Genomic DNA, 25,787 nt, shown 5'->3' with positions numbered 1-25,787 from the left:
ACGCCGGTGCGGGTGGTCTCCCTGGTGCCCTCGCTGACCGAGGCGGTCGCGGTGACCCTGCCCGGCCTGCTGGTCGGGGCCACCGACTGGTGCTCCCACCGGTCCGCGCACAGTGGACCAGGCGCTCACCGAACTGGCCGACCTGCTCAGGGAGCTGGGGCCGGCACGGAACCCGGATGGCTCGGTGTGCACCATGTGCACTCGGCGCACCCCCAGCGGTACCCTCGATTCAGCCTGGCGGAACTGCGGGCGACGGGACCGGACCTCGTCGTACTGCCGGATGAGCCGTACCGGTTCACCCGCGACGACGGGCCGGATGCCTTCGCTCCCCTCCCCTGCGCCCTGGTCTCCGGACGCCATCTGACCTGGTACGGCCCGTCGCTGGCCGAGGCGCCCGCCCTGCTGGCCGATCAACTCGCCGACCCGGTCGTCGGCTCCGGCTGAGCTTCGCGAGGTCCCGACCGACCGGGACCAAGGTCCCGTCCGGTCATGGCCTGGTCGGCCCTGCACACCACCCACCCCGCAGGCGTCCAATAGAGATGCCACCGGGACAGCGGTGCGAAGCGAAGAAGGGACGTGGACACCATGACCGCGATGATGGAGCGGAACACCGCCGCCGCCAAGACCCCCGGGGCCGCAACCGTCCGGGAGCAGAACACCAGCAAGCGCGCCAGCCGCTACCTGCTCGGCGGACTCCGCCTGGCCCTGGGCTGGGTCTTCCTCTGGGCCTTCCTCGACAAGCTGATCGGTCTGGGCTTCTCCACCGAGGCGAAGAACGCCTGGATCAACGGTGGCAGCCCCACCAAGGGCTTCCTGACCTTCGGGGTCAGCGGCCCGTTCGAGGGCTTCTACAACAGCATCGCCGGCGCCGCCTGGGCGGACTGGCTGTTCATGATCGGCCTGGCCGCGATCGGTACCGCCCTGATGCTCGGCATCGGGATGCGCATCGCCGCCGTGAGCGGTGGGCTGCTGCTGGTGATGATGTGGACCGCCGCCCTGCCCACCACCAACCCGTTCATGGACGACCACCTGATCTACGCCGGTGTCCTGGCCCTGCTCGCAGTGACCAACGCCGGTGACACCTGGGGCCTGGGCCGCCAGTGGGCCCGGCTGCCGATCGTCAAGCGCTTCGGCTGGCTCCGCTGACCTGAATCACCTCCCCCCACGCGGCGGGCGTCACCACCGGTGACGCCCGCCCCGTCGTATCCCCCACCCCACCCCACCCCACCCCACCCCGCCCCCGCCCCCGCCCCCGCCCCCGCCCCCGCCCCCGCCCCCGCCCTCGCGATCTTGCACTTTTGGTCGTCGCATATCGGGGCAATGCGCCTGTATCGGCGACCGAAAGTGCAAGATCGCGGGGAAGGTTGGGGTGGGGGGTGGGAGGGGGTGTCGTAGCATCCGGCAGGATTGTGCTGACTGAAACCGACGTCACAGGAGAATTCGCATGAACCAGGCAGCGAGCAAGCCCGAGATCGGTCCGATCGAGGGAGCCCCGCCGGCCGACCTCGTGATCGAGGACATCACCGTCGGCGAGGGACCGGAGGCCCAGCCTGGTCAGCTCGCCCGGGTGCACTATGTCGGGGTGGCCCACTCCACCGGTGCCGAGTTCGACGCCTCCTGGAACCGTGGCGAGGCCTTCGAGTTCCCGCTCGGCGGCGGACGGGTCATCGCCGGATGGGACCAGGGCGTGGTGGGGATGCGGGTCGGGGGCCGGCGCAAGCTGACCATCCCGCCGCACCTCGGCTACGGCAGCCGGGGCGCCGGTGGTCTCATCAAGCCCAACGAGACCCTGGTCTTCGTGGTCGACCTGCTCGGCCTCAGCTGACCGCGACGTCCGGCGCCGGCCCCGTGCCCGGCGCCGGACGCCCCGGCGGCGTCACACCGAGGTGAGGACCCGGTCGGCGTCGACGATCGGGATCACCCGGCGCAGACCGGTGGCGCGCAGCACCCGGTCCACCACGGGTGGCGGGTCCACCAGCACCAGTTCGCCGCCCTGGGCCCGCACCCACAGTCGGGCCGCGAGCAGGGCGCGCACCCCGGCCGCGGAGAGCAGCCGGACCTCGGAGAGATCCACGCGGAGTTCCGAACGGGTCGGGGCCGCCCAGAGCGCGGCCCGCAACGCCCCGACGGTGGCGATGTCGACCACCCCGACCACGCGCACGCACACCACGTCGCCCGACACCGTGGTCTCGACGTGGAATCGTTCCTCGCGCTCTCGCATGAGTCGAACCTATCCCCCGGCACCGACACTTCCACCCTGCGCGAAGCGGGTTCCGGGTAGATCCAGGGCATGACCCGCAGGCACCTCGGGTCCACCCTAGGGAGGATCCCCCGCCCGGGTCCGTACCCCTGCGCCTCGACGACCCGATCCCCGACCGCCCGCCGACGCCGACCCACGCGGCACCACCGGGTGGCTGGCCGTTCGCGGCGGCGTGCAACGGCCTCCGGGCCGGTCCGTCACGGACCGGCCCGGAGATGCGTCCCTCTCAGCCGCCGCTGGAGGACGGGTCCGGCTCCGGTGAGCCACCGGCCACCGCCCCCGGGTCCGGCTCCTGTGTCGGGGTGGGTTGCAGCCCGGCCGGGACCGGCAGGGCGCTGCCCTTGGCGAACTGATCCCAGCTGACGTTCCAGGCGGTCCAGCCGTTGCCCTCGCCGAGTTCGACCTCGGTGCCCTTGACGGTCACCAGGTCACCGACCTGGGTGACGCCCATCAGCCAGTCGGCGTTGGCCGCCGACAGGTTCGTGCAGCCGTGCGACACGTTGGTGTTGCCCTGGTCCCCCTCCGACCAGGGTGCGCCGTGGATGAACTCACCGCCCCAGGTGAGTCGCTGCGCGTCCTCCACGTCGACGACGTACGGGTCGGCGGAACCCCGGGTGTCGAAGGTGGTGAAGTCGTGCTTCTCCATGATCACCATCTTGCCGCTGGAGGTCGGGGTGCTCGGCTTACCGAGACTGACCGGCAGCTTGCGCAGCAGTTTCCCGTCCTGGAAGACCGACATCCGCTTGGTCGCGTTGTCGATCTCCAACTGGACCTGCCGACCGATCTTCGAGGTGGCCCGCTTGTCCGTGTCACCGACGTGTTCCTTGCCGATGGGCAGGCCCTCCAGGGCCGACCGGACGCTGATGGTCGTCCCGGGGCGCCAGAAGTCGGGGGCCCGGTAATAGACCTGACTACCGTCGGCAACCCAGGACCAGGTGCCCGGCTGCGGCGGATCCGTCTTCACGAACAATCGGCGCTGCACATCCGCTCTCGCCTCTTTGGGAATTGGCGGGTCGAAGGCCACCGTTACCGGCATAGCCGTGCCGTACGTCCGATTTCCGGCGAAATACAGCACGCTGGTGATGGCCGGTTTCGACGATTTCTCGCCGGTGGTGAAAGTGGTCTTGCGGGTGACCGTGTCCCCTGAGTCACCGGTCACCACCACCTCGGCGGTGTAGGTGCGCTTGGGTGCCAACGCCTTGTTCGGCACCCATCCGGTGCCGTCCTCGCGGGGCTCGGCCTCCACCGTGCCGCCCTTGTCGTCGGTGATGCGCACGGAGGTGACCCGCCCGTGTTTGACATCGGTGCCGATCTCGCCGCTGAGCGGCACCCCACGGGCGCCCTCGGCCGGAGTGACGGTCACCTCCGGTTTGGCTCGCGCCTCGGCGGGCTGGCCGGCCTTGCGGTCAGTGGTACATGCTCCCAACGCCAGCGGTGCCGCCGCGACGGTCACCGCGAAAAGCGTCAGTCGCCGCCTGAACCTCATGATGATCGTCCCCCCGTTTATCACTGCGGCCTCTGCCACATTCTCTCTACGGGGAAGCGACATTTTCGCCATTCAGAAAAGCGCGGCGAAAAGCGCGGCCAGGACGCTTTTACGAATTCCAGACCGCAACGGCCCCGGCAGTACCGGCCAGCGCGGCAACGGGTGGCCTGCGGGGAATGTCCCCACCCGTGCCCGGACGCCGGTGCCGACGCCGAACGCGCCCGGCATCCGTACCGATGCCGGGCGCGAGGTTCGGGGCGGCTCAGACGGCGGCGATGAGCAACTCCGGCCGCTCGACACAGTCGGCGACGTGCCGCAGGAACCCACCGGCCACCCCACCGTCACAGACCCGGTGGTCGAAGGTGAGGCTGAGCTGGGTGACCTTGCGTACCGCCAGCTGACCGTCGACCACCCATGGCTTGTCGATGATCCGGCCCACCCCCAGCAAGGCCGCCTCCGGGTGGTTGATGATCGGCGTGGAGCCGTCGACACCGAACACCCCGTAGTTGTTCAGGGTGAAGGTGCCGCCGGTCAGTCGGGCCGGTGGCAGTTCACCGGCCCGGGCCGCCTTCGTGGTGGCGGCCAGTTCGGCGGCCAACTCGGCGGTGGTGAACCGGTCGGCATCGCGGAGCACCGGGACCAGCAGCCCACGGTCGGTCTGGGCGGCGATGCCCAGATGCACCCCGGCGGACTGCACGATCCGCTGGCCCTCGGTGTCCACCCGGGCGTTGAGCTGCGGGTACCGACGCAGCCCGGACAGGCAGATGCGGGCCAGCAGGGCCAGGATGCTCACCGGCTGGTCGGGGCGGGCGGCGTTGATCGCGGCCCGGGTCGCCAGCAGGGCGGTAGCGTCGGCGTCCACCCAGATGGTCACCTCGGGGATCTCCCGGCGGCTGCGGGAGAGCTTGTCGGCGATCGCCTTGCGGATGCCGGTCAGCGGGATGACCACGTCCCCGGCGCCGGTCGGGGACAGCCCGAGGTGCGCCGCCGGCTGCTCGCCGGTGCCGGTGGCCGAGGCCGTGCCGACGGGCGAGGCCGCGGCGATGGGCGAGGCCGCAGCGTCGGCGGCCGCCTCCACGTCCGCCCGCCGGATCACCCCGCCGGGCCCGCTGCCGCGTACCGTGGCCAGGTCCACCCCGCGCTCGCGGGCCAGCCGACGCACGATCGGCGAGATGACCAGGGCCGCGACCGACTGCGACGGCATGGGCGCGGCCACCGCAGCCGGGGCCGGAGCAACCGGGGCCGGGGCCACCGGTGCCGAAGCAGCCGGAGCCGGGGCGGCCGGAGTCGAAGCAGCCAGGGCGGAAGCCGGCGAGGCCAGCGACGCGACAGGGCGGGCCCGCCGACGGCGGCGGGCCCCGCCGTGGCCGGTGCCGTACCCGATGAGGACGTTGCCGGAACCGGCCCGCTCCTCCTCCCGGTAGACGGCGTGCCCGACCGGTTCGGCTGCGCCGTCCGCCGCCACGGTGATCAGCGGCTGGCCGACCGGGCGTACCTCGCCCTCCGCGCCGTGCAGGGCCACCACCCGGCCGGCGTACGGGCAGGGCACGTCCACGACGGCCTTGGCGGTCTCCACCTCGACCACGGTCTGGTCGACCGTGACCACGTCACCGACCGCGACCCGCCACTGCACGATCTCCGCCTCGGAGAGCCCCTCCCCCAGGTCGGGCAGAAGGAAGACCTGGTCGCTCATGCCGGCACCCCGTCGGTCAGCCACCGGGAGTCCGGCTGGTCGTCCCACTGCAGGCGGGCCACGGCGTCGAGCACCCGGTCGACCGAGGGCAGGTGGGTGTGCTCCAGCATCGGCGCGGGGTACGGGATGTCCAGCCCGGACACCCGCAGCACGGGCGCGTGCAGGGCGTGGAAGCAGCGCTCCTGCACCCGGGCGGCGATCTCCGCGCCCACCCCGGCGAAGCCCTGCGCCTCCTGCACCACCACACACCGGCCGGTCCGGCGTACCGAGGCGGCGATGGTGGCGTCGTCGAAGGGCACGATGGTGCGTACGTCGACCACCTCCAGGTCCCAGCCCTCCTCCTTGGCGGCCTCGGCGGCCTCCAGGGCGACCGGCACCGCCGGGCCGTAGGCGACCAGGGTGGCGTCGCGGCCGGGCCGGCGGACGACCGCCCGACCGCAGGGCTCGGTACGCGCCGAGAGGTCCGCCTCGCCGCTGGCGAAGTAGAGCTTCTTCGGCTCCATGAAGACCACCGGGTCCGGGTCGTCGATCGCCTCCCGCAGCAGGGAGTACGCGTCCGCGACCGTCGCCGGGGTGATCACCTTCAGGCCCGGGGTGTGGGCGTAGTACGCCTCGGAGGAGTCACAGTGGTGCTCCACCCCACCGATGCCCCCGGCGTACGGCACCCGGATGACCATCGGCACGCTGAGCGCCCCCCGGGTGCGGTTGCGCATCTTCGCCACATGGGAGGCGATCTGCTCGAAGGCCGGGTACGCGAAGGCGTCGAACTGCATCTCGACCACCGGGCGCAGCCCGGACATGGCCAGCCCGACGGCGAACCCGACGATGCCGGCCTCGGCCAGCGGGGTGTCGAAGCAGCGCTTGTCGCCGAAGCGGGCCTGGAGACCGTCGGTGATCCGGAAGACCCCGCCCAACTGGCCGACGTCCTCGCCGAAGACGACTACCCGCTCGTCGTCGAGCATCGCGTCGGCCAGGGCGGCGTTGAGGGCCTTCGCCATCGTCATGGTGGCCATCAGGCGTCCTCCTCCTGGCTCGCGGCCAACTCGGCGCGGACCTGTTCCCGCTGCTCCACCAACTGCGGGGTGGGCTCGGCGTAGACGTGCTCGAAGAGGCTCAGCGGGTCGACCGTGGGCTGGGCGTTCATCCGCTCGCGCAGCCGTGCGGCGTACGCCTCGGCCTCCTCGGCGATCTCGGCGACGGCGGCGTCGTCGAGCGCCTTCCGGGCGCGCAGGTAGCTCTCCAGCCGGGCGATCGGGTCCCGGTCGCGCCAGGCCTCGACCTCCTCGGCGTCGCGGTAGCGGGTCTGGTCGTCGGCGTTGGTGTGCGGCTCCATCCGGTAGGTGTGCGCCTCCACCAGGTACGGGCCCTTGCCGGCCCGGGCGTGGGCGACCGCCCGGTTCAGCACGGCCAGCACCGCCACCGGGTCGTTGCCGTCGACCTGCTCGCTCGGCACCCCGTAGCCGACTCCCTTGTAGGCCAGGGTCGGGGCGGCGGTCTGCCGGGACAGCGGGACACTGATCGCGTACCGGTTGTTCTGCACGAAGTAGACGACCGGCGCCTTGAACACCGCGGCGAAGTTGACCCCCTCGTGGAAGTCGCCCTCGCTGGTGGCGCCGTCACCGATGTAGACGAACGCTACCGTGTCGCGACCCTGGTACGACTCGCCGTAGGCCAGACCGGCGGCGTGCACGCACTGGGTGGCCAGGGGGGTGCACTGCGGGGCGGTACGCACCACGGTGGGGTCGTACCCGCAGTGCCAGTCGCCGCGCAGCAGGGTGAGCACCTCGACCGGGTCGATGCCCCGGGCGGTCAGCGCCATCGACTCGCGGTAGGTGGGGAACACCCAGTCGTCCTCGCGCAGGGCGAGGACCCCGCCGACCTGGCAGGCCTCCTGACCTCGGGAGGAGGGGTAGACGGCCAGCCGGCCCTGCTTGGTCAGCGCGGTGGCCTGCGCGTCGAAGCGTCGGCCGATCACCATCCGCCGGTACATCTCGCGCAGCGCCTCGACGGGCGGCTCGGGATAGTCGGGGTGGGCCGGCAGCGGGGTGCCGTCGGAGTTCAGCAGCCGGACCGGTTCGGCCTGCGGCATCAGGCCGGCGGACGGGTCCGGTGCGGCCGGGGTGGCCGGCCGGCGCTTTCGCGGGGATGCCCTGCGCGCCGTCTGGGGGGTCGTCGTCACGGCGGAACCTCCTGGACATGTGGTGGCCCTATGCTCCTGTGGTCGGATGATTGACTCAAGATCCCCGGAGAACGCGGGATGATTGGCACCTCAGGGAGGCTGGTGTGGGCCAGGAGACCGTCAAGGGCCCGGCCGTGACGAGCGCCACGGGACGTTCGGCACAACTGGACGAGGTGGACCGTCGGCTGCTGGACGAACTGACCCGCGACGGGCGGATCTCCATCCGTACCCTGGCCGAGCGGGTGCATGTGTCCCGGACCAACGCGTACGCCCGGGTGGAGCGGCTGGTCCGGGACGGGGTGATCACCGGGTTCACCGCTCGGGTAGCCCCCGAACCGGCCGGGTTGGGCACCTCGGCGTACATCGCCCTGACCATCCGGCAGAACACCTGGCGGGAGGTCTCCGCGGAGCTGGCCCGGGTGCGCTACGTCGAGCATGTGGCGCTGCTCAGCGGCGAGCACGACGTGCTGGCCCTGGTCCGTGCGCCGGACAACGCCACCCTGCGGGACGTGGTGCTGGACCGGGTGCAGCGCATCTCCGGGGTGCTGTCCACCCGCAGCTGGCTGGTCTTCGAGGAGTACGCCGGGGTCAACAGCCCCTGGTCGTAGCTCACCGCTGCGGTGGCGCCGCCAGCCCTTCCCGGTCGGCCAGTTCCAGCAGGGGTTCCAGACCGAATCGCCGGCCGTCCAACCCGGCGTGCGGGTCGCCGCGTTCGGCGAACCGGCCCGGCATGCTCAGCACGTCGAAGTCCTCCGGCCGGACCTGGTCCAACTCGGCCCAGTCCAGCGGCGCGGACACCAGGGCTGCCGCGGTGGGCCGGATCGAGTACGCCGAGGTCATGGTGTGATCCCGGGCCATCTGGTTGAAGTCGATGAAGATCGGCCGGTCCCGCTGCTCCCGCCACCAGGTGGTGGTGACCAGGTCGGGGCGGCGGCGCTGCATCTCCCGGCCCAGCGCCAGCACGGCTCGTCGGCAGTCGCCGAAGCTCCACCGGGGTTCGATGGAGAGGTAGACGTGCAGGCCACGCCCGCCGGTGGTCTTGGGGTAGCCGACCAGGCCCAACTCTTCCAGGAAGGCGCGTACCTCCTGGGCCACCGGCACCACCTGGTCGAACCCGATCCCGGGCATCGGGTCCAGGTCGATGCGCAACTGGTCGGGTCGCTCGACGTCGGCGCGGGTCACCGGCCACGGATGGAACCGCAGGGTGCCCAGGTTGACCGCCCAGATCACCACGGCCAACTCCCCCGGTGCCACCTCGTCCGCGGTCCGGCCGCTGGGGAAGGTCAGATGGGCGGTGCCCACCCAGTCGGGCGCCCCGGCGGGCACCCGCTTCTGATAGAAGGCGTCCCCCCGGTTGCTCTGCCGGGTGGCGACGGTCGCCCCCTCGAACACCCCCCGGGGCCACCGTTCCAGCATGGTCGGCCGGTCCCGCAACGCCCGCAGGATGCCCTCACCCACGGCCAGGAAGTAGCGCACCACGTCCAGCTTGGTCAGGCCCTGCTCCGGGAAGTACGGCTTGTCCGGGCTGGAGACGCGCACCACCCGCCGCCCCACCTGGATCTCCTCGGCCGCGCGTGTCATGGACCTCACCCTAGGGGCGGTGTCGGCCGGATGCGGCGCAACAGCACCTGGGCTGTAACGCCACAAATCGACAGGACGCTTGTGGTCTTGAAGGGCGGGCACGCCGTCCGCCACCGCCGGGCCGCCTCCCGCCAGGAGCCCGCCCGGCGGGTAACACCCTGGGGAGGGGAGTGAACATGCTCCGTCGTACGGCCCTCGCCGTGGCGGCCGCCGTGGCCCTCGGTGTCGGTCTCACCGGCACCGCCACCGGCACGGCCACCGCCTCCGCCACCGGCCCTGAGGCCACCTACCTGGTGCTCGCACCCCAGGGCGGCACAGTCGACCGGGCGCTGGCGCGGGTGGCCGCCGCCGACGGGCGGGTGGTGGCCGACTACCGGCAGATCGGGGTGCTGATCGTCCGCTCGGCCAACCGTGACTTCGTCACCCAGGCCGCCGGGGCGGGGATCGAGTCCGTGGCCCCCACCGCCGGGCTGGGCACCGTCCTGGACGAGGGCCACACCGTGGAGCTGACCGAGGCCGAGGCGGCGGCCCCGACGGCCGACCCGGACGCCGAGCCCCTCTTCGACCGGCAGTGGGCCATGCCGATGATCGACCTGCCGCGGGCCCACACGGTCACCACCGGCGGCGCCGAGGTGGTGGTGGGGGTGTTGGACAGCGGCATCTCCAGCAGCCACCCCGACCTGGCCACCCAGATCGCCCGGGACAAGAGCGTCTCCTGCCTCGGTGGGGTGGCCGACCCCAGCGAGGCGGCCTGGAATCCCACCACCTCCGACCACGGCACCCATGTGGCCGGGATCATCGCCGCCGCCCGCAACGGGGTAGGGGTTACCGGGGTGGCCCCCGGGGTCAAGGTGGCCGCGGTGAAGGTCGTCGACAACGAGGGCTACATCTATCCGGAGGCCGCGGTCTGCGGCTTCATGTGGGCCGCCGAGCAGGGCATGCAGCTGACCAACAACAGCTACTACCTGGACCCGTGGGAGCTGAACTGCCGCAACGACCCCCGCCAGCGCCCGGTGTGGCAGGCCGTGCAGCGGGCCCTGCGCTACTCGCAGAGCAAGGGGGTGCTGCATGTGGCCTCCGCCGGCAACGCCAACTACGACCTGGCCCACCGGTTCGTCGACTCCGGCAGCCCGAACAACGGCATACCGGAGGTACGCCAGATCACCGGCGCCTGCCTCGTGCTGCCCGCCCAGGCCCCGGGGGTGGTGACCGTCGCCGCGGTCGGGCCGACCGGAGCCAAGAGCTACTACTCCTCGTACGGCCAGGGGGTCATCGATGTGACCGCCCCCGGCGGGGACAGCCGGATCCGTACCCAGGGCCTGGTCCCGACCACCACGGACGCCATCCTGTCGACCACCTACAACACGGTGACCCGGACCGACGGCTGGGGGTGGAAGCAGGGCACCTCGATGTCCGCTCCGCATGTCACCGGGGTGGCGGCCCTGGCCCGGTCGGTGCACCCCGGCATGAATGCCGGGCAGTTGTCGGCGCTGCTGGAGCGCACCGCCGTGCCCCAGACCTGCCCGGCGGGCCGCTACGACCCGGTGCCGCTGCTGCCGAACCCGGCCGACTACTCGGCCACCTGCCAGGGCGGTACCCGCAACGGCTTCCACGGCGCCGGCCTGGTCAACGCCGACCGGGCGGTGCGGTGACCCCGGACGGGCTGCCGCACCCGGGACCGGACCCCACCGAGGGCCGACACCGCACCGGGTAGGATCGGCGCGGGCCGTGACTGGCGCGTGGGGATGGAGCACCATCGGGAAGCGGTCCCGTCACAACGACGCACGCCGAGCGCCTGGGCCTTCCGCACCGTCGTCAGGAGGTCGCATGTCGCCCAACGCCGAGTCCACCGCCTTCCGCAGCGCCCTGGAGGTCATCCGCTCCGTGGAGCCGCGCGTCGCCGACGCGATCGGCGCGGAGCTGGCCGACCAGCGCGAGTCGCTCAAGCTGATCGCCAGCGAGAACTACGCCTCGCCGGCCACCCTGCTGGCGATGGGCAACTGGTTCAGCGACAAGTACGCCGAGGGCACGGTGGGCCGCCGGTTCTACGCCGGCTGCCAGAACGTCGACACGGTCGAGGCGCTGGCCGCCGAGCACGCCCGGGAGCTGTTCGGCGCGGCGCACGCCTACGTGCAGCCGCATTCGGGCATCGACGCCAACCTGGTGGCTTTCTGGGCGATCCTGGCCGACCGGGTGGAGGCCCCCGCGCTGAAGCGGGCCCAGGCCCGGCACGTCAACGACCTCACCGAGGCCGACTGGTTCGCCCTGCGCCGGGAGCTGGGCGACCAGCGGATGCTCGGCATGTCCCTGGACGCCGGTGGGCACCTCACCCACGGCTTCCGCCCGAACATCTCCGGCAAGATGTTCGACCAGCGCAGCTACGGCACCGACCCGGCGACCGGCCTGGTCGACTACGACAAGGTCGCCGAGGTAGCCCGGGAGTTCCGGCCGTTGGTGCTGGTGGCCGGCTACTCGGCGTACCCCCGGAAGGTCAACTTCCGGATCATGCGGGAGATCGCCGACTCCGTCGGGGCCACCTTCATGGTCGACATGGCCCACTTCGCCGGCCTGGTGGCGGGCAAGGTCTTCACCGGTGACTTCGACCCGGTGCCGCACGCCCACATCGTCACCACCACCACCCACAAGTCGCTGCGGGGTCCGCGCGGTGGCATGGTGCTCTGCGGCCCGGAACTGGCCGAGCAGGTGGACCGGGGCTGCCCGATGGTGCTCGGCGGCCCGCTGCCGCACGTGATGGCCGCCAAGGCGGTCGCGCTGGCCGAGGCCCGCCGCCCCGACTTCGCCGACTACGCCCAGCGCATCGTCGACAACGCCCAGGCGCTGGCCGAGGGCCTGCTGCGCCGGGGCGCGAAGCTGGTCACCGGGGGCACGGACAACCACCTGGTGCTCATCGACGTCACCGGGTACGGGCTGACCGGCCGGCAGGCCGAGCAGGCCCTGCTGGACTCGGGCATCGTCACCAACCGCAACGCGGTGCCGCAGGACCCCAACGGGGCCTGGTACACCTCCGGCATCCGGATCGGCACCCCGGCCCTGACCACCCGTGGGCTGGGCACCGCGGAGATGGACGCCACCGCCGAGCTGATCCACACCGTGCTCAGCCAGACCAGCGCCGGGGCCAACCCGGACGGCACGGCCTCGAAGGCCAAGTACGTCCTCGACCCGGCCCTGGCGGACAAGGTCAGCCGCCAGGCCAGCGAGCTGCTCGCCGGTTTCCCGCTGTACCCCAGCGTCGACCTGGGCTGACCGACACATCTTTCCGGCCGGTCCGGCGCCCTGCGGCGCCGGACCGGCCGCTCTGCACTGCCGCCTGCCGCTTACCCGTCGGGTCAGGGCACGGCTCAGTTCAGCGGGCGCTTGAGGTGGTAGCGGTGGACCTCGGTGCTGCCCTGCACGTTGTTCACGTCCTCGGCGGCCGTGACGAGTTCCCAGCCCTCCCGGCCGACCCGGTTGAGATGGGCGACCGCGGTGTCACCGTAGGCGGTGACATCCTTGCGTGACCCGTCGGGGCCGTACCAGACGAACGTGACGTGAAAGTTCCGGCCCTGCCCCTGATAGCGGCGGACCAACAAGGCGTACTCCCAGGCAACCATGCGATCCATTATGACCGTCCATCCAGGACAAGAACACGGGGGCCGTCACAGGTAGCAAACGGGTGAACGCGCTACGTCAGTCCTCCGGTGAGAACCCCGCTGACCGCTGGGCCGATCGGTCGACGTCATCGGCACACTCCCAATCCGGCCGCTCACCCCCCGGTCGGGACCGGGGTCTGGGCGTGGACGTGGAACCGCAGGGACCGGGCGTCGGTGAAGCACTCGCGCATCGGCCGGACCAGGTCCCGGTGTTCCGGGCTGCGTTCCCAGGCCTCGAAGTCGGCCAGGCTGGCCCACTCGCTGGTGATCAGCCACTGCTCCGGGTCGGTGGCCGAGCGGCACACCTGGTCGACCAGGTGCCCCGGCACCCCGTCGGCGACCAGGTGCCGTACCCCCTCGTAGGCCCGCAGGAAGTCCTCGGTGCGCTCGGTGGGCACCCGGACGAGGAAGACGACCCGTCCTCGTGTCATGGTTGGTCCTCTCCGGCCGGGCCGGTGCCGCGCAGCACCAGCGCGCTGTTGAAACCGTCGAAGCCCCGCGCGCAGACCAGGCCCACCCGGGTACGGGGACGACGGGGCTCACGCAGGAAGTCCAGTTCGCAGCCCTCGGCCACCTGCTCCGGGCCGGCCGAGTGAGGCAGGGTGTCCTGGGCGAAGGCGAGCAGGAGGGTGGCCACGTCCAGGGCCGAGCCGCCCTGGTGGGCCCGCCCGGTGAGGGTCTTGTGGGTGCTGACCGGTGGTGCCGTACCGGTGAAGACCGCGCGCAGCGCGGTGGCCTCGGCCCGGTCGTAGCGGGCCACCCCCAGGGCGTCCGGCACCACCAGGTCCACCTCGTGCGGCTCGACCCCGGCCCGGCCCAGGGCCAGCCGCATGGCGCGGGCGTACTGGTGGGGGTCACCGGCACTGTCGGCGGTGGTGTGGGCCGCGTCGTGGGTGGCACCCCAGCCGGTCACCTCGGCGTAGCCGCGCACCCCCCGGGCCCGGGCGTGCTCGTACTCCTCGACGACGAAGACGGCCCCTCCCTCGGCGGGCAGGTAGCCGCTGGTCGCGGAGTCGAAGGGCAGGTAGGCCCGCCGCGGGTCGTCCGCCCCGCTGAGCAGGCCGGAGCGCAGTTGGCAGGCCAGGGCGTACGGGCTGAGCGGGCATTCGGTCGCCCCGGCCAGCACCACCCGGGCCCCCCGGCGGATGATGCGTACCGCCTGGGCCAGGCTGTCCAGGCCGCCGGCCGACTCGGTCACCAGCACCCCGCAGGGCCCCTTGGCCTGGTGCGCGATGGACAGTTGACCCACGCTGGCCGCGTAGAACCAGGCGATCGACTGGTACGCCCCGACCGTGCGGCTCGGCGAGGACCAGAGCCGCTGCAACTCCCGCTGGCCGAACAGGTTCCCGCCGGAGGAACTGGCCAGGGTGACCGCCCAGCCGTACGGGTCCAGCGGACGCTCGGGCAGGCCGGCGTCCGCCAGGGCCAGTCGGGTGGCCACGAATCCCAGGTGGGTCCAGCGGTCGGTCTGCACCAGCACCCGGTTGTCGATGTAGCGGGCCGGTTCGAAGTCCGGCACCTCACCGGCCAGTCGGGTCGGATACCCGGCGGCGTCGAACAGGGTGATCGGGCCGGTACGCCGTTGACCGGAGAGCACCGTACGCCAGTGGGCCTGCTTGCCGATCCCGCTGGGGGCGACCACCCCGATGCCGGTCACCACCGCCCGGCGACGCTGCTCGCTCACCGGGTCCCCTGCCGGGCCAGCCGACGGAACAGCATCGCCGACTGGAACCCGCCGAAGCCGCTGCCGACCGACAGGGCCACCTCCACCGGCACCTCCCGCGCCTCGTTGGGCACGTAGTCCAGGTCGCACTCCGGGTCCCGGGTGGTCCAGTTGGCGGTGGGGGGCACCACTCCGTACTCGATGGCCAGGGCGCAGGCGGCCATCTCGATGGAGCCGATCGCACCCAGGGAGTGTCCGACCATCGACTTGATGGAGCTGATCGGCACCCGGTACGCCGCCGACCCCAGGGCCCGTTTGAAGGCGGCCGTCTCGTGCCGGTCGTTCTGCCGGGTGCCGGAGCCGTGCGCGCTGATGTAGGAGACCTCCTGGGGGGCGATCGCGGCCTGACGCAGGGTGTCACCGATGGCCAGGGCCATCTCCACCCCGTCGGGACGCAGCCCGGTCATGTGGTACCCGTTGCTGCGGCTGGCGTAGCCGGCCACCTCGCAGTAGATGTGCGCGCCGCGGCGCCGGGCGTGCCCGGCCTCCTCCAACACCAGCACGGCGGCCCCCTCGGCCAGCACGAAGCCGTGCCGGTCGGCGTCGAAGGGCCGGGAGGCGTGCGCCGGGTCGTCGTTGTCCGGGCTGGTGGCCCCGATGGCGTCGAAGGAGGCCACGGTGACCGGGGAGATGGGCGAGTCGGCGGCGCCGGCCAGCACGATGTCCGCCTCCCCGTCGACGATCAACTGGTGGGCGTAGCCGATCGCGTCGATGCCGGAGGTGCAGCCGGTGGAGACCACCTGGGCCGGGCCGTGCAGGCCGTGGGCGCAGGCCACGTCGGCGGCCAGGCTGCTCGGCACCAGCGCCTGGTACAGGTACGGGCCGCCGAGGGCGGCGTCGACCAGCCAGTGTCGACCGCTGTCGCTGACGGTCACGTACTCCTGTTCCAGGGCCATGGTGCCGCCGACGGCGGTGCCGAGGACCACCCCGGCCCGGTTCCGCTCGGCGTCGGTGAGGGTCAGGCCGCTGTCGGCGACCCCCTCGGCGGCGCAGGCCAGCGCGAACTGCACGTACCGGTCGGCGCGTCCCCGCTGGGCCAGGGTGAGTCCGGCGGCGTCCGGATCGAAGTCGCACTCGGCGGCGATCTGCGAGCGGAAGGGGGTCGGGTCGAAGAAGCTGATCCGGCGGGTGGCGGTGCGCCCCTCGGTGATGGTCTTCCAGAACCGGTCCCGGGTCACCCCGCCGGGGGCCACCACCCCGATCCCGGTCACCACGGTCTGCCGGCCGGTCACGACCCGTCCCGCTGCTCGACCAGCTCGGTGTCGACATGGCCGAGTTCCGGGCGGGGGGCCAAGGGGCCCAGGTGGAAGACCACCTCGGCGGGGAGGTCACCGGTGTTGCGCAGCCGGTGACGGACGTTGCGGGCCACGAACAGGGCCTCACCGGCGGTCAGGGTTACCGGTTCGTCGTCGAGGTCGACCGTGATCGCACCCCGGACGACATAGAGGAACTCCTCGCTGTACGGGTGGTAGTGCTCCGCTATCCGCTCCCCCGGCGCCATGCTCGCCACCCCCATGAAGCCGGAGGTGGCCCCGACCGTACGCGGGCCCAGCAGCACCCGCAGTTCGCCACCGCGACGGCGGTCCGCGGGCACGTCCCGCGCGGCCACCAGGGCCAGGTCACGCATCGTCGCCTCCCGTGGACCGGGCCTCGGCCAGCCGTTCGATCCGCTCCTTGATGACGGCGAGCTGCACCTGGCTGTTGGCGTTGATCCGCTCGGTCATCCCGGCGTTGTCCAGCGGCGCGGTCGGCTTCATCGCGAAGTCCTGCACCCAGGTCATCCGTACCCCCTGCGGTTCCTCGGTGTAGATCCAGTGGATGCGCATGTACTCGAAGGGGCCGGTCTCCACCCGCTGGGCCCGCACCTGCCGGGTGGCCCGGTCGGGGGTGCGTTCGCTGACCCAACTCCAGGCCACCCCGTTCTCGTCGGGGTGCATGGTCAGCCGGAACCGCACGGTGTCGCCCTCGGTGCCGAGGATCTCGGCCCGGGCGTACTCGGTGAACAGGTCGGGCCAGCCGGCCACGTCGTTGGTGACGGACCAGACCAGCTCCAGGGGGGCGGCGATGACGATGCTGTTCTCGGTGTGCCCGGGCGGGGCGGTGCCCCGGGAGACCAGGTCGGCCACGGCCGGAATACTCAGCCGGGCGGCCTGCTCGGGGATGCGTACCCGCCACCGGTCGGCGACGACGGCGGTCAGTTCCAGCAACGCGAGGGAGTCCATCCCCAGTTCCTCCAGGGAGGCGGCCGGCTCACGGGCGGCCGCCGCCGGATCCAGCCCGCAGTTGGTCACCAGGATGTCGGTGATCTCCTCGGTCAGCGAGCCGCCATCAGTGACGGTCATGGTCCCTCCTCGGTTCGGCGTCGAAGCGGTAGAAGCAGCGGGCCATCGCGTCCCGAGGCGAACGCCAGTCCGGCAGGTACGGCGTGACGTACGGGCGCAGTCGGGTGCTGATCCGGAGGAACTCCGGATGCTCCCGGGCCGCCTCGACCGCGCCGTCGCCCGGCGTGTCGGTCTCCAACAGGTGCACGTACAGGTCGTGCAGCCGGTACAGCGACCGGTGTGAGACCCCGACGAGGTGGGGCAGTTCGGTCGTGTCGGATTCGGCGAAGATCTCGGCGACCAGTTTCTCGGCGGTCGGGACCACCTTCGCCACGATCAGCGTTCGGTCCATGTCGGCTCCTCCCCCACCGCCCGGTGTCCCGGTCGACTGGGCACACCTTGCGGATCAGGCCGTCACCCCGGCGTCAACGGCACCCCCCACCGACCCCGGCCTTCGTGACGCTGCGTTGACGCATCCGATGGCCCTGACTGTGCAGCCTCAGCCCGAAGATCTCTGCGATTTGCCAGTTCAGAGCCATTCTCAGAGACGACCCATGAGTTGCCCGACCGACACAGTCATTGACCCAGAGTAACCACTATTGATAGCCTTCACGACGGTCCGACCCGGCTTCGCGCAGGCCCGTGGCGCGATGTTCGCAGTCGACAGTGGCGTCGCGGCGGCCACGCCGGGGCAACGGCCAGACCCGCAGACCACCCGTTGTGCAGGGGGTGCCCGTGGCCGAATCGCCCACGCCGACCACCGGGAAGCCCCGGAACGCGCAGATCCGACTGCATCTGCTCGGCGGTTTCCGGCTGACCCACGACGGGTCCCCGGTGGTGGTGCCGCGTGGCCTGCAACGGGTGATCGCGCTGATCGGGCTGCGCCCCGCCACGACCCGCACCCATCTGGCCGGTCTGCTGTGGCCGGAGAACACGGAGGAGCGGGCCCTGTCCTCGTTGCGCACCGCGCTGTGGCGACTGCGCCAGGACCCGTACTGCCCGTTGACCACCAGCGCGGACACGGTGCGTCTCGATCCGGCCGTACAGGTCGATGTCGACCGACTGGTCGACGTCGCCGCCCGGGTACGCGACGGACAGACCCCGACCGACGCGGCGGACAGTCTCGCCGCCGGCCGGCACGACCTGCTGCCCGGCTGGTACGACGACTGGGTGTCGACCGACCGGGAACGGTTGCGCCAACTCAGACTGCACATGCTGGAGCAGGTGGCCGGCCACCACCTGCGGGCCGGACGACACGGGGAGGCGCTGGACGCGGCCCTGGAGGCGATGGCCGCGGAGCCCTTGCGGGAGACCCCGCACCGGCTCATCGTGCGGATCCACCTGGCCGAGGGCAACGCCTTCGAGGCGGTGCACGCCTACTACGTCTACCGGGACCTGCTGCTGCGCGAGCTGCGGCTGGAGCCCTCCCCGGCGATGAGCGCCCTGCTCGACGAGACCCTGGAACCGATCCGGCGGGCCAGTCAGGCGGCCTCGGGGCCCTGCCGGCACCCGGCCATCCGGCCGACCCGCCGGGGTGGCTGATCAGATGGCCCGACGTCACCGGATCGACCGTCGGCGTTGACGGCCAGGTGACAGTCCCACCGGCAATGTGGCAGCTGTGCCCGGCCAGGCGGTCGGTGCGCGACCACCGGTGAGAGGGGACCGATGAGCAGTCGACTCGTTATCGTCAGCAGGATAATCCCGGGCGCGGAGGGGCGGGTGGCCCAGATCTTCACCGAGTCCGACGCGACCGAACTGCCCGGCCTGACCGGGATACGCCATCGGTCCCTGTACTGCCTGCACGACCTGTGCGTACACCTGATGGAGACCGACGACGTGGGGGCCGACGCCCTGGCCGCGGCCCGCAACCACCCCCTCTTCCGCCAGGTCAACGAGCGGCTGTCCGCGCACACCTCGCCGTACCTGCCGACCTGGCGCTCACCCCGCGACGCCATCGCCAACTGCTTCTACCGCTGGGACAGCGTGGAGGTCCCGGCTCCCCGCCCGGCCAGCTGACCGGGCGCCGCCATGACCAACCGGACACCGCATGTCCTGATCATCGGGGCGGGCACCGGCGGACTCTGCCTGGCGCACGGGCTCCGTCGCGCCGGCATCAGCGTCGAGGTGTACGAGCGCCACCGCACCCGGGCGGACGGGCTGCTCGGCTACCGGGTGGGGATCGGCCCTACCGGCAGCCGATCGCTCCGTGACTGCCTGCCCCCGGAGCTGTTCGCCGTCTACCTGGCCACCTGCGCCCGGTCCCCGCGCTACTTCAACGTGGTGGACCAGCGGTTGCGGCCCACGGCCTCCTTCCCGCTGCGCCCGGACACCCATCCGGTCGACACGGAACGGTCCGTGGCGCGGATGACCCTGCGCCAGGTGCTGCTGACCGGACTGGAGGACGTGGTGCGTTTCGACCGCACCTTCACCCGGTACGACCAGCACGACGACGGCCAGGTCACCGCCCACTTCGCCGACGGCGGCAGCGCCACCGGTGACCTGCTGGTGGCCGCGGACGGCACCCATTCCGCGGTACGCCGGCAGTACCTGCCGCACGCGGTGATCCGGGACGCCGGCACCATCAACATCGCCACCCGGATCCCGCTGACGGAGGACACCCGGGCCCTGCTGTCCCCGGCGGTACAGCGGGGCATCACCCTGATCTTCGGCTCCGGCGGGGTGATGGGGGTGCTGCACGTGATGGAGTTCAAGTGGGACGCCGAGGGCCGACTCAAGCCGGAGATCGACCCGGCCGAGGCGGCGCTGCTGGCCGACTGGCCCGGCCTGCGGCACGACAGCACCCGGGACAACATCAACCTGGTGGTCTGGAGCACGGCCCGACGCTTCCCGGAGGACGTGCTGGATCGCCGAGGGTCGGAGTTGATCCAGGTGGCCCTGGACCTGACCACCAACTGGCATCCCCACCTGCGCGAGTTGTTCAGTCGGGCCGACCCCGACAGCGCTCTGCCGATCCGGGTGTCCACCTCGGAACCGGTGCCGCCCTGGCACAGCAGCACGGTGACCCTGCTAGGAGATGCCATCCACACCATGACCCCGGGCCGGGGGGTGGGGGCCAACACCGCGCTGCGGGACGCCAACCTGCTGCGCCGTCAACTGATGCTGGCCGCCGCCGGGGAGAAGTCCCTGACCCAGGCGGTGGCCGACTACGAGGCGGTGATGGTGCCGTACGGCTTCGCCCGGGTGGCCGACTCGCTGGCCCGCAGCGGCACCAGCGGGGACGACCGGATGTACAAGCCGGTCTTCGGTCGGGTGGCCCTGCTCGGCGCGCGGGGATACTTCCGGGTCACCAGCCGGGTGCCCCGGCTGCGACGCAAGTTCGTCGACGACTTCTACAGCTATCGCGGCGAGGAGGACTGAGCGCTACCCATCGACACGTACCCCCGGTGCCCGAGGACGGGCACCGGGGGTCGACCGCTTCTCCACCCTCAGTTCCTCCCTCGGTACCCCCGGTAGCCCACTGTGGACCGGTATACGGACTGTTACCTGGCCTGCCTGTCGCCCGCGTCGTTGGTATGCGAAGCTTCGGCGTGTTTTTCTCGCGACGATCCGGACATGAACTTCAGGGAGGTTTGCCGTGATCGACTCCTTCGGCAGGTGGCTGATACTGCTCGTGGTGCTGCTGGTCGGCCTGGCAGCGGGTTGGGTGGTGCTGCGGAACCGGCGTGACGAACCCCCCTCGGCGAGCCCCACGACCGACCCGGCCTCCGGCCAGCCTGCCGCGGCCGAGCAGTCCAGCCCGAGCGGACAGCTCGCGTCGTCGGAGCCACCACCCAGCGTGTCCGCCGACCCGGTGGCCACCACCGCGGCCGACACCTCCCCCGCGACCAGTGACGACTCGAAGGCCACCCCGGCCGACAGCACGGCCACGATCGCCGAGCCGATCGCCACGACCGACGCCCCCGAGCCGACCGCCACGATCGACATCCCGGCCCCCCGCGCCACGACGGATGCCCCGGAGTCCGCCGCCACCGAGGACACCCCCGACCCGGTCGCTGTCACGGACACCCCGGAATCCGCCGCCACCCCGGAACCGGCCCCGGCCACGGACACCGCCGAACCGGTCACCGTCACGGACACCCCCGAACCGGCTCTCGCCAGCACGGACGGCACGGAGTCGGCCGCCCCGGCGGTCAGCACCGCCGTGGCCGCCCCGCCGCAGCGGCGCAAGGCCGCCACCAAGGCCAGCAGCCCGAGCCCTGAGGCCGCGGCACCGGTGGCCGGGGACGACTTCCGGCGCATCCAGGGGGTCGGGCCGAAGATGGCCGCCGCCCTGCACGACGCGGGCATCCGGACCTACCGGCAGTTGGCGGAGTTGGACGAGGACACGCTGCGGAACACCATCAAGGGGGCCGGGCTGCGGGCCACCGCAAGCCTGCCCACCTGGCCCCAGCAGGCGAAGATCCTGGCCGGCCAGTCCGAGCCGACCGCCTGAGGGCACCCGCTGCCCGGCGTTCCGCCCGGGAAGAAGGACCACACCGCCGGTGCGGCGGCGCTGAATCACGGCGCCGCCGCACCGGCTTTTCGCGTACCGACGCTGGCCTCGACGTGGTGGTCGCGGCCCGCCCTCGTTAGCCGGAGAGCGCGGTTGGGTACATGGGCCGACACCCTGGCCATCACCCCCGACCGTGGAGGAAGTCATGCGCGGCACGTCGATATTCGGAGTCCTCGTGGTGATCTGGCTCGTCATCGGTGCGATCGCGGCCGGTCAGCGCGGCTACTACAGCGACGAGGAGACCAACTGCGCCGAGGTCGGCACCATCCTGGTGACCATCGCCGCCGGTCCGCTGAACTACGTAGGTGCCAACCCGAAGGTCGACTGCGAGTTGCCCGAGCCCTCGCAGTGACCGGATACGACGACGCCGCGTCCGGCCTCGTACCCTCCGATCGTCACGGATCGGAGCGGCGGGAGGCCGGGCGCAGCGTCGTCGTGGGTGGCGCTCAGCGGAAGCAGGACGCCACGAGAACCTTGCTGCCCAGGCAGTTGGTGGGGCCGTTCTCGACGATGACACTGTCATCGTCGATCTTGATCCGGGCCCGCTCGGCCAGGATGCCACCGGCCTTGACGGTGGACCGGTTGTCGACCAGCAGGCTGCGGTACACCGAGCCGGAGCCGGCCGTGATGAAGAGGCCGGCACCCTGTGACTTCTTGCCGACCGCCTCGTTGCCCCTGACCTCCGTGCCGCGTACCAGCAGGTTGGACTTGGCGGCGTAGACCCCGCCGCCGTTGCCGCGGGTGATGTTGCCGGTGATCACGCTGTCGTCGATCGGCAGCAGCCCCTGCACGGAGGAGATGCCGCCCCCGGCGACGGTGGCCAGGTTGTCCCGCACGGTCAGTTGCCCGAGCACCAGCACCGCGTCGGAGTTGGCCAGGCCGCCGCCGGTCTCGGCGCTGTTGCCGGCGACCAGGCTGTCGAAGACCTTGGTACGCGCCGAGAAGCTGGCCAGCCCGCCGCCCTGGCCGGCGTTGTTGCGGACGAAGGTGGAGGAGTAGACGTCCCCGGCGGCCCGGAAGTTGGCCAGTCCGCCGCCGTAGCTGACCGCGCTGTTGCGCCGGAACTCGGTCCGGTACATGGTCATCACCCCACCGTTGAGCAGGCCCCCGCCCTTGCCCTGGGCGCCGGCGGCCCGGTTGCCGACCAGGGTGCTGTCGCTGATGCGCAGGTTGCCGTCGTTGAAGATGCCCCCGCCGCCACCCTCGGCCGACAGGGAGGTGCTGTTGGCGACCGTGACCCCTTCGACCACGGCGGTGGCACCGTGCACGATGTGGATGGCACCCCCCTCCGCCTTGGACCGGCCGTTGAGCAAGGTCACGTCGCGCAGGGTGAGTTCGCCGCCGTCGCGGACGGTGAAGAAGCGGAAGTCCTTCGCCTGGGCCCCCCGGGTGATGGTCGCCCCGGAGCCCTCGATGGTGATCGCGTGGTAGATCACCGGCAGTCCGGCGGTGTCGTGGGCCGGGTTGCGGGGCGGGGCCTCGGCGTCGCCGGGGTTCTCCGCGGCGTCGGCCGCCTCGCGGGCGTCCCGGATCCCCCCGTCGTACTCGTCGGGCTGCGCGAAGGCGTGGGTCAGGGTGTAGGTGCACCGCTCGGTCAGCCGCAGCAGGCCGCCCCCCTCGGCGTTGACCCGGACCAGGGCGGCGATCAGCCGGGCGGAGTCACAGGGCACCTGCACCGGCTTGTGCCGCGCGGGCCGTCCGTTGGCGGCGGGTGGCCGGGCGCTGGGATCCTCGTTCCGGCCTCCGGGGGAGGCGTTGTCCGGGCGCTGCCACCTGCCTCCCCGCTCGGCCGGTTCGGTGTCCCGGTGCGGCCCCTGGTCGACCGGTTCGGAGTCCCGGTGCGGCCCCTGGTCGGTCGACAGGGCGGCCGGTCGGGCCAGGTCCGGGGCCGGTAGGGGCCGGTCGGGGGGCGAGGCGGCGGCGCCGCCGAGGCCCGCCACCGCGGCCACCAGGCTGCCGGCGGCCAGCCCACCGGCCAGGGACCAGTGCGATCGCCGCCCGCGGCGGGCCGGTTGTCGGCCCCCAAGGTACGTGGACATGAGGTTCCTGCCTCTCGTGTGTGCGAAACAGAGGCCGCACCGAATCGGGCGCGGAGTGGCTGACCTCGCGACAGCCACCAGAGGCAACGTACGACCCCAAAGGGTCTAAATCCGGCATAGGTGAATAAGTACTCCTTTCGTCTTCATATCCGCCGTCATCGGCCCGGACCCGGCCGGTCACCGAGCTGGACCAGCCGGTCAACCGCCGACGTGGATGCCGGGGCGGCGCGCCGGGTCCGGCTCGGACTTGCGCAGGATCTCCCGGACCACCGGCGGGGTGTCCCCGCGCCCCAGAATCAGATACCGCAGCAGGTGGGCGATCGGATTGCCCTCGGACCACTCGAAGTGCGCGTGCGGGCGTACCCCGGTGGCGTCGCGCAGCGCCAGCAGGATCGCGGCGATGGCGTTGGGCACCGCCGGGCTGCCGGCGCGCAGCACCCGGTAGCCACCCACCTCGACCCCCCGCACCCGCAGTACGTGCCGGAAATCGGAGGGGTCCACCACGTCGATCTCCAGGAACAGCACGTCGGTGGCGCCCGGCACCGGGTTCTGCCCCCGCTGGGCCCGCTCCTTGATGGTGTACTCCTTGACCGCCCCGCTGCGCCGCTTGTGGGCGATCACGTGCAGCCGACCGTCGTTGGCCACCGAGTCGGCGATGAACCGCCGCGCCGCCTCGTCGAACTCCACCCGCTCCGCCCGCAGCTCCGTGGTCCGGCTGACCCGCGACACCAGGGACACCGCGATGATGCCGAGGATGAACAGCCCCGAGATGGCGATCCCGTCCGGCTTGGTCAGCACGTTCTCGGCCAGCGCGTACAGCAGGACCAGGGTGAGCAGGGTGAAGCCGACGGCGACGGCCCGCTGTCGGCGACCGACCGCGGCGATCGCCACCGCCACCGCGGCGGAGACCATCATGGCCAGGATCCCGGTGGCGTACGCCCCCGCCTGGGCGTCCACGTCGGCCCGGAAGACGACCGTCAGGCCGATGCAGATCAGGGTGTAGACGATGACCACCGGCCGGACCGCCCGGGCCCAGTCCGGAGCCATCCCGTACGACGGCAGATAGCGCGGCACGATGTTGATCAGGCCGGCCATCGCCGAGGCCCCGGCGAACCACAGGATCAGCACGCTGCTGAGGTCGTACACCGTGCCGAAGGCCTCCCCGACCTGCTCGTGGGCCAGGTAGGCCAGCGCCCGCCCGTTGGCGGCCCCGCCCGGCGCGAACTCCTCGGGTGGGATCAGCAGGGTGGTGACGAAGGTGGTCGACAGCAGATACACCGACATGATCAGGGCGGCGGCGGTGAGCAGGCGCCGGGTGTTGCGGATCCGGGCGGCCAGCCGGGCCGCCGGGTCCGGCCCCTCCCCGGCGACCAGGGGCATCATGCTCACCCCGGTCTCGAAGCCGGAGAGCCCCAGCACCAGCAGCGGAAACGCCAACGCCGCGGTCAACAGGACCTGGCCCGGGCCACCCCCGGCGGACACCGCCCCGGTCCACTCGGTCAGCACCTGGGGATCTGCGGCGATCTCGCCCAGGCTGACGACCACGATCACCGCGTTCAGCGCCAGGAAGACCGCGACCAGGGGTACGGCGACCGCCACCGCCTCCCGGAAGCCGAGCAGGAACACCCCGCCCAGGATCAGCAGCAGCACCACGGTCACCACGACCGCGACCGTGCTGCCGCTGAAGGCCTCCGGCAGGTAGGGGTTCTGCAGCATGTGCACGGTGGCGTCGGCCGAGGAGAGGGTGATCGTGATGATCCACGAGGTGGCCACGAAGCCGAGCAGGACCAGTACGAAGATCTTGCCCCGCCAGAACGGCAGCAACCGTTCCAGCATGGCCACCGAGCCCTGGCCGTGCGGGCTGTCCCCGGCCACCCGGCGGTACATCGGCAGCATGCCGAACAGGGTCAGCGCCACGATCAGCAGGGTCGCCACCGGGGACAGCGCCCCGGCGGCCAGCACCGCGATGCCGGGCAGGTACGACAGGGTGGAGAAGTAGTCGACCCCGGTCAGGCACATCACCCGCCACCAGGAGTGCGCCCGGGCCTGCCCCTCGGCGGTCTCCGGGCCGATCGGCTGCACCCGGTGCACGAGCAGCCAGCGACGCAACCGGCTCTGCGGCACGGCGGAACCGGGCTGGCGGATCGCCACCTGCTCGGGCACGGCTACCCGTCGCCCGGCCCCCTCCCCCGGTCGGGTCGGGTCGCGGGCGGCCCGCAGGGCGGGCTCAGGGGTGCCGGCGGCGGCCCTGCCCCGACGTTCCCGGCCACCCCGCCCTCTGCTCCCGTCCCCCATGGCCCCGCCCGCCCTCTCCCCACTCGCTGCCCCGACCGTAGGCGGTC

At 72.1% G+C, this 25,787-nt stretch carries 25 protein-coding genes, 1 pseudogene and 1 riboswitch; of the genes and pseudogenes, 11 read left to right on the top strand and 15 right to left on the bottom strand.

Going from position 1 to position 25,787, the window contains the following annotated elements:
* Positions 1-6: 6 nt before the first annotated feature.
* The 3 genes and pseudogenes from OIE53_RS05170 to OIE53_RS05160 all read left to right on the top strand — a co-directional run bounded on the left by OIE53_RS05170 (position 7) and on the right by OIE53_RS05160 (position 1,825).
* Positions 7-444: pseudogene (locus tag OIE53_RS05170) on the top strand (helical backbone metal receptor).
* 132 nt (positions 445-576) lie between these two features.
* Positions 577-1,146, top strand: a complete 570-nt coding sequence (locus OIE53_RS05165; protein WP_327025411.1) for a hypothetical protein — start codon at positions 577-579, stop codon at positions 1,144-1,146.
* A 298-nt stretch (positions 1,147-1,444) separates the two neighbouring features.
* A complete protein-coding gene (locus OIE53_RS05160; RefSeq protein WP_327025410.1) occupies positions 1,445-1,825 on the top strand; it encodes an FKBP-type peptidyl-prolyl cis-trans isomerase in 381 nt (126 codons plus the stop codon).
* Between the two features lie 51 nt (positions 1,826-1,876).
* Here OIE53_RS05160 and OIE53_RS05155 read toward each other — a convergent pair whose 3' ends face one another.
* From OIE53_RS05155 to pdhA, 5 genes are all read right to left on the bottom strand, one after another.
* Positions 1,877-2,221: an STAS domain-containing protein gene (locus OIE53_RS05155; protein ID WP_327025409.1), complete on the bottom strand. Its 345-nt coding sequence runs from the start codon at positions 2,219-2,221 to the stop codon at positions 1,877-1,879.
* Positions 2,222-2,486: 265 nt separating this feature from the next.
* Positions 2,487-3,746 carry a L,D-transpeptidase gene (locus tag OIE53_RS05150; RefSeq protein ID WP_327025408.1) on the bottom strand — a complete coding sequence of 420 codons (1,260 nt, stop codon included), beginning with the start codon at positions 3,744-3,746 and terminating at the stop codon, positions 2,487-2,489.
* Positions 3,747-4,008: 262 nt separating this feature from the next.
* On the bottom strand, positions 4,009-5,439 hold the full coding sequence (locus tag OIE53_RS05145; RefSeq protein WP_327025407.1) for a dihydrolipoamide acetyltransferase family protein: 1,431 nt from the start codon (positions 5,437-5,439) through the stop codon (positions 4,009-4,011).
* The gene (locus OIE53_RS05140; RefSeq protein ID WP_327025406.1) at positions 5,436-6,452 is read right to left on the bottom strand and encodes an alpha-ketoacid dehydrogenase subunit beta; all 1,017 of its coding nucleotides are present in this window, start codon (positions 6,450-6,452) and stop codon (positions 5,436-5,438) included. Before OIE53_RS05140 ends, OIE53_RS05145 begins: the two co-directional genes overlap by 4 nt.
* Positions 6,452-7,618, bottom strand: a complete 1,167-nt coding sequence (gene pdhA / locus OIE53_RS05135; protein ID WP_327025405.1) for a pyruvate dehydrogenase (acetyl-transferring) E1 component subunit alpha — start codon at positions 7,616-7,618, stop codon at positions 6,452-6,454. The genes OIE53_RS05140 and pdhA overlap by 1 nt, the downstream gene beginning before the upstream one ends.
* Positions 7,619-7,722: 104 nt before the next feature.
* On the opposite strand from pdhA, the gene OIE53_RS05130 reads away from it, so the two are divergent.
* Entirely contained in the window at positions 7,723-8,226 is a 504-nt protein-coding gene (locus OIE53_RS05130; protein ID WP_393337812.1) for an Lrp/AsnC family transcriptional regulator, read from the top strand.
* A gap of 1 nt (position 8,227) precedes the next feature.
* On the opposite strand, the gene OIE53_RS05125 is transcribed toward OIE53_RS05130, so the two are convergent.
* Positions 8,228-9,199, bottom strand: a complete 972-nt coding sequence (locus OIE53_RS05125) for a DNA polymerase domain-containing protein (RefSeq protein ID WP_327025404.1) — start codon at positions 9,197-9,199, stop codon at positions 8,228-8,230.
* Positions 9,200-9,375: 176 nt separating this feature from the next.
* On the opposite strand from OIE53_RS05125, the gene OIE53_RS05120 reads away from it, so the two are divergent.
* A complete protein-coding gene (locus tag OIE53_RS05120) occupies positions 9,376-10,851 on the top strand; it encodes a S8 family peptidase (RefSeq protein WP_327025403.1) in 1,476 nt (491 codons plus the stop codon).
* Positions 10,852-10,917: 66 nt separating this feature from the next.
* Positions 10,918-11,007, top strand: a riboswitch (ZMP/ZTP riboswitch).
* A gap of 19 nt (positions 11,008-11,026) precedes the next feature.
* Positions 11,027-12,463 carry a glycine hydroxymethyltransferase gene (locus OIE53_RS05115; protein ID WP_327025402.1) on the top strand — a complete coding sequence of 479 codons (1,437 nt, stop codon included), beginning with the start codon at positions 11,027-11,029 and terminating at the stop codon, positions 12,461-12,463.
* 95 nt (positions 12,464-12,558) lie between these two features.
* Here OIE53_RS05115 and OIE53_RS05110 read toward each other — a convergent pair whose 3' ends face one another.
* The 7 genes from OIE53_RS05110 to OIE53_RS05080 form a co-directional block, all read right to left on the bottom strand.
* A complete protein-coding gene (locus tag OIE53_RS05110; protein WP_013734497.1) occupies positions 12,559-12,819 on the bottom strand; it encodes a hypothetical protein in 261 nt (86 codons plus the stop codon).
* A 143-nt stretch (positions 12,820-12,962) separates the two neighbouring features.
* Positions 12,963-13,280, bottom strand: a complete 318-nt coding sequence (locus OIE53_RS05105) for an antibiotic biosynthesis monooxygenase family protein (RefSeq protein WP_327025401.1) — start codon at positions 13,278-13,280, stop codon at positions 12,963-12,965.
* Positions 13,277-14,533, bottom strand: coding sequence for a beta-ketoacyl synthase N-terminal-like domain-containing protein (locus OIE53_RS05100; RefSeq protein WP_327025400.1), 1,257 nt, complete (start codon positions 14,531-14,533; stop codon positions 13,277-13,279). Before OIE53_RS05100 ends, OIE53_RS05105 begins: the two co-directional genes overlap by 4 nt.
* Positions 14,530-15,804 (bottom strand): beta-ketoacyl-[acyl-carrier-protein] synthase family protein, encoded by a 1,275-nt coding sequence (locus tag OIE53_RS05095; RefSeq protein WP_327025399.1) that lies wholly within the window; start codon positions 15,802-15,804, stop codon positions 14,530-14,532. The genes OIE53_RS05100 and OIE53_RS05095 overlap by 4 nt, the downstream gene beginning before the upstream one ends.
* Positions 15,801-16,199 carry a cupin domain-containing protein gene (locus OIE53_RS05090; RefSeq protein ID WP_327025398.1) on the bottom strand — a complete coding sequence of 133 codons (399 nt, stop codon included), beginning with the start codon at positions 16,197-16,199 and terminating at the stop codon, positions 15,801-15,803. Before OIE53_RS05090 ends, OIE53_RS05095 begins: the two co-directional genes overlap by 4 nt.
* Positions 16,192-16,914 (bottom strand): SRPBCC family protein, encoded by a 723-nt coding sequence (locus OIE53_RS05085; RefSeq protein ID WP_327025397.1) that lies wholly within the window; start codon positions 16,912-16,914, stop codon positions 16,192-16,194. Before OIE53_RS05085 ends, OIE53_RS05090 begins: the two co-directional genes overlap by 8 nt.
* Complete coding sequence (locus OIE53_RS05080) at positions 16,901-17,245, bottom strand: TcmI family type II polyketide cyclase (RefSeq protein ID WP_327025396.1); 345 nt, start codon at positions 17,243-17,245, stop codon at positions 16,901-16,903. The genes OIE53_RS05085 and OIE53_RS05080 overlap by 14 nt, the downstream gene beginning before the upstream one ends.
* 383 nt (positions 17,246-17,628) lie before the next feature.
* Between OIE53_RS05080 and OIE53_RS05075 the strand changes: the two genes are divergently transcribed.
* From OIE53_RS05075 to OIE53_RS05055, 5 genes are all read left to right on the top strand, one after another.
* A complete protein-coding gene (locus tag OIE53_RS05075) occupies positions 17,629-18,435 on the top strand; it encodes an AfsR/SARP family transcriptional regulator (RefSeq protein WP_327025395.1) in 807 nt (268 codons plus the stop codon).
* A gap of 123 nt (positions 18,436-18,558) precedes the next feature.
* Complete coding sequence (locus OIE53_RS05070) at positions 18,559-18,909, top strand: TcmI family type II polyketide cyclase (protein WP_327025394.1); 351 nt, start codon at positions 18,559-18,561, stop codon at positions 18,907-18,909.
* 12 nt (positions 18,910-18,921) lie between these two features.
* A complete protein-coding gene (locus OIE53_RS05065) occupies positions 18,922-20,271 on the top strand; it encodes an FAD-dependent oxidoreductase (RefSeq protein ID WP_327025393.1) in 1,350 nt (449 codons plus the stop codon).
* 217 nt (positions 20,272-20,488) lie between these two features.
* Positions 20,489-21,346, top strand: a complete 858-nt coding sequence (locus OIE53_RS05060; protein ID WP_327025392.1) for a helix-hairpin-helix domain-containing protein — start codon at positions 20,489-20,491, stop codon at positions 21,344-21,346.
* A 205-nt stretch (positions 21,347-21,551) separates the two neighbouring features.
* Complete coding sequence (locus OIE53_RS05055) at positions 21,552-21,758, top strand: hypothetical protein (protein ID WP_327025391.1); 207 nt, start codon at positions 21,552-21,554, stop codon at positions 21,756-21,758.
* 94 nt (positions 21,759-21,852) lie between these two features.
* Here OIE53_RS05055 and OIE53_RS05050 read toward each other — a convergent pair whose 3' ends face one another.
* Both OIE53_RS05050 and OIE53_RS05045 read right to left on the bottom strand, forming a co-directional pair.
* Positions 21,853-23,445, bottom strand: a complete 1,593-nt coding sequence (locus OIE53_RS05050; protein WP_327025390.1) for a hypothetical protein — start codon at positions 23,443-23,445, stop codon at positions 21,853-21,855.
* A 198-nt stretch (positions 23,446-23,643) separates the two neighbouring features.
* The gene (locus OIE53_RS05045; protein WP_327025389.1) at positions 23,644-25,740 is read right to left on the bottom strand and encodes an amino acid transporter; all 2,097 of its coding nucleotides are present in this window, start codon (positions 25,738-25,740) and stop codon (positions 23,644-23,646) included.
* Between the last annotated feature and the right edge of the window lie 47 nt (positions 25,741-25,787).

This window comes from Micromonospora sp. NBC_01739 (genome assembly GCF_035920385.1).
GTDB lineage: Bacteria > Actinomycetota > Actinomycetes > Mycobacteriales > Micromonosporaceae > Micromonospora.
Note: the sequence above shows the minus strand (reverse complement) of the source record. Positions and strands in the feature narration are given on the sequence as shown.

What these genes read in the sequence shown, in the direction of transcription:
- OIE53_RS05115 (WP_327025402.1), top strand. Translation starts at nt 11,027, where the DNA reads ATGTCGCCCAACGCCGAGTCCACCGCCTTCCGCAGCGCCCTGGAGGTC.
- OIE53_RS05125 (WP_327025404.1), bottom strand. Translation starts at nt 9,199, where the DNA reads ATGACACGCGCGGCCGAGGAGATCCAGGTGGGGCGGCGGGTGGTGCGC.
- OIE53_RS05150 (WP_327025408.1), bottom strand. Translation starts at nt 3,746, where the DNA reads ATGAGGTTCAGGCGGCGACTGACGCTTTTCGCGGTGACCGTCGCGGCG.
- OIE53_RS05110 (WP_013734497.1), bottom strand. Translation starts at nt 12,819, where the DNA reads ATGGATCGCATGGTTGCCTGGGAGTACGCCTTGTTGGTCCGCCGCTAT.
- OIE53_RS05145 (WP_327025407.1), bottom strand. Translation starts at nt 5,439, where the DNA reads ATGAGCGACCAGGTCTTCCTTCTGCCCGACCTGGGGGAGGGGCTCTCC.
- OIE53_RS05155 (WP_327025409.1), bottom strand. Translation starts at nt 2,221, where the DNA reads ATGCGAGAGCGCGAGGAACGATTCCACGTCGAGACCACGGTGTCGGGC.
- OIE53_RS05070 (WP_327025394.1), top strand. Translation starts at nt 18,559, where the DNA reads ATGAGCAGTCGACTCGTTATCGTCAGCAGGATAATCCCGGGCGCGGAG.
- OIE53_RS05085 (WP_327025397.1), bottom strand. Translation starts at nt 16,914, where the DNA reads ATGACCGTCACTGATGGCGGCTCGCTGACCGAGGAGATCACCGACATC.
- OIE53_RS05090 (WP_327025398.1), bottom strand. Translation starts at nt 16,199, where the DNA reads ATGCGTGACCTGGCCCTGGTGGCCGCGCGGGACGTGCCCGCGGACCGC.
- OIE53_RS05065 (WP_327025393.1), top strand. Translation starts at nt 18,922, where the DNA reads ATGACCAACCGGACACCGCATGTCCTGATCATCGGGGCGGGCACCGGC.
- OIE53_RS05140 (WP_327025406.1), bottom strand. Translation starts at nt 6,452, where the DNA reads ATGGCCACCATGACGATGGCGAAGGCCCTCAACGCCGCCCTGGCCGAC.
- OIE53_RS05120 (WP_327025403.1), top strand. Translation starts at nt 9,376, where the DNA reads ATGCTCCGTCGTACGGCCCTCGCCGTGGCGGCCGCCGTGGCCCTCGGT.
- OIE53_RS05055 (WP_327025391.1), top strand. Translation starts at nt 21,552, where the DNA reads ATGCGCGGCACGTCGATATTCGGAGTCCTCGTGGTGATCTGGCTCGTC.
- OIE53_RS05080 (WP_327025396.1), bottom strand. Translation starts at nt 17,245, where the DNA reads ATGGACCGAACGCTGATCGTGGCGAAGGTGGTCCCGACCGCCGAGAAA.
- OIE53_RS05105 (WP_327025401.1), bottom strand. Translation starts at nt 13,280, where the DNA reads ATGACACGAGGACGGGTCGTCTTCCTCGTCCGGGTGCCCACCGAGCGC.
- OIE53_RS05050 (WP_327025390.1), bottom strand. Translation starts at nt 23,445, where the DNA reads ATGTCCACGTACCTTGGGGGCCGACAACCGGCCCGCCGCGGGCGGCGA.
- OIE53_RS05045 (WP_327025389.1), bottom strand. Translation starts at nt 25,740, where the DNA reads ATGGGGGACGGGAGCAGAGGGCGGGGTGGCCGGGAACGTCGGGGCAGG.
- OIE53_RS05160 (WP_327025410.1), top strand. Translation starts at nt 1,445, where the DNA reads ATGAACCAGGCAGCGAGCAAGCCCGAGATCGGTCCGATCGAGGGAGCC.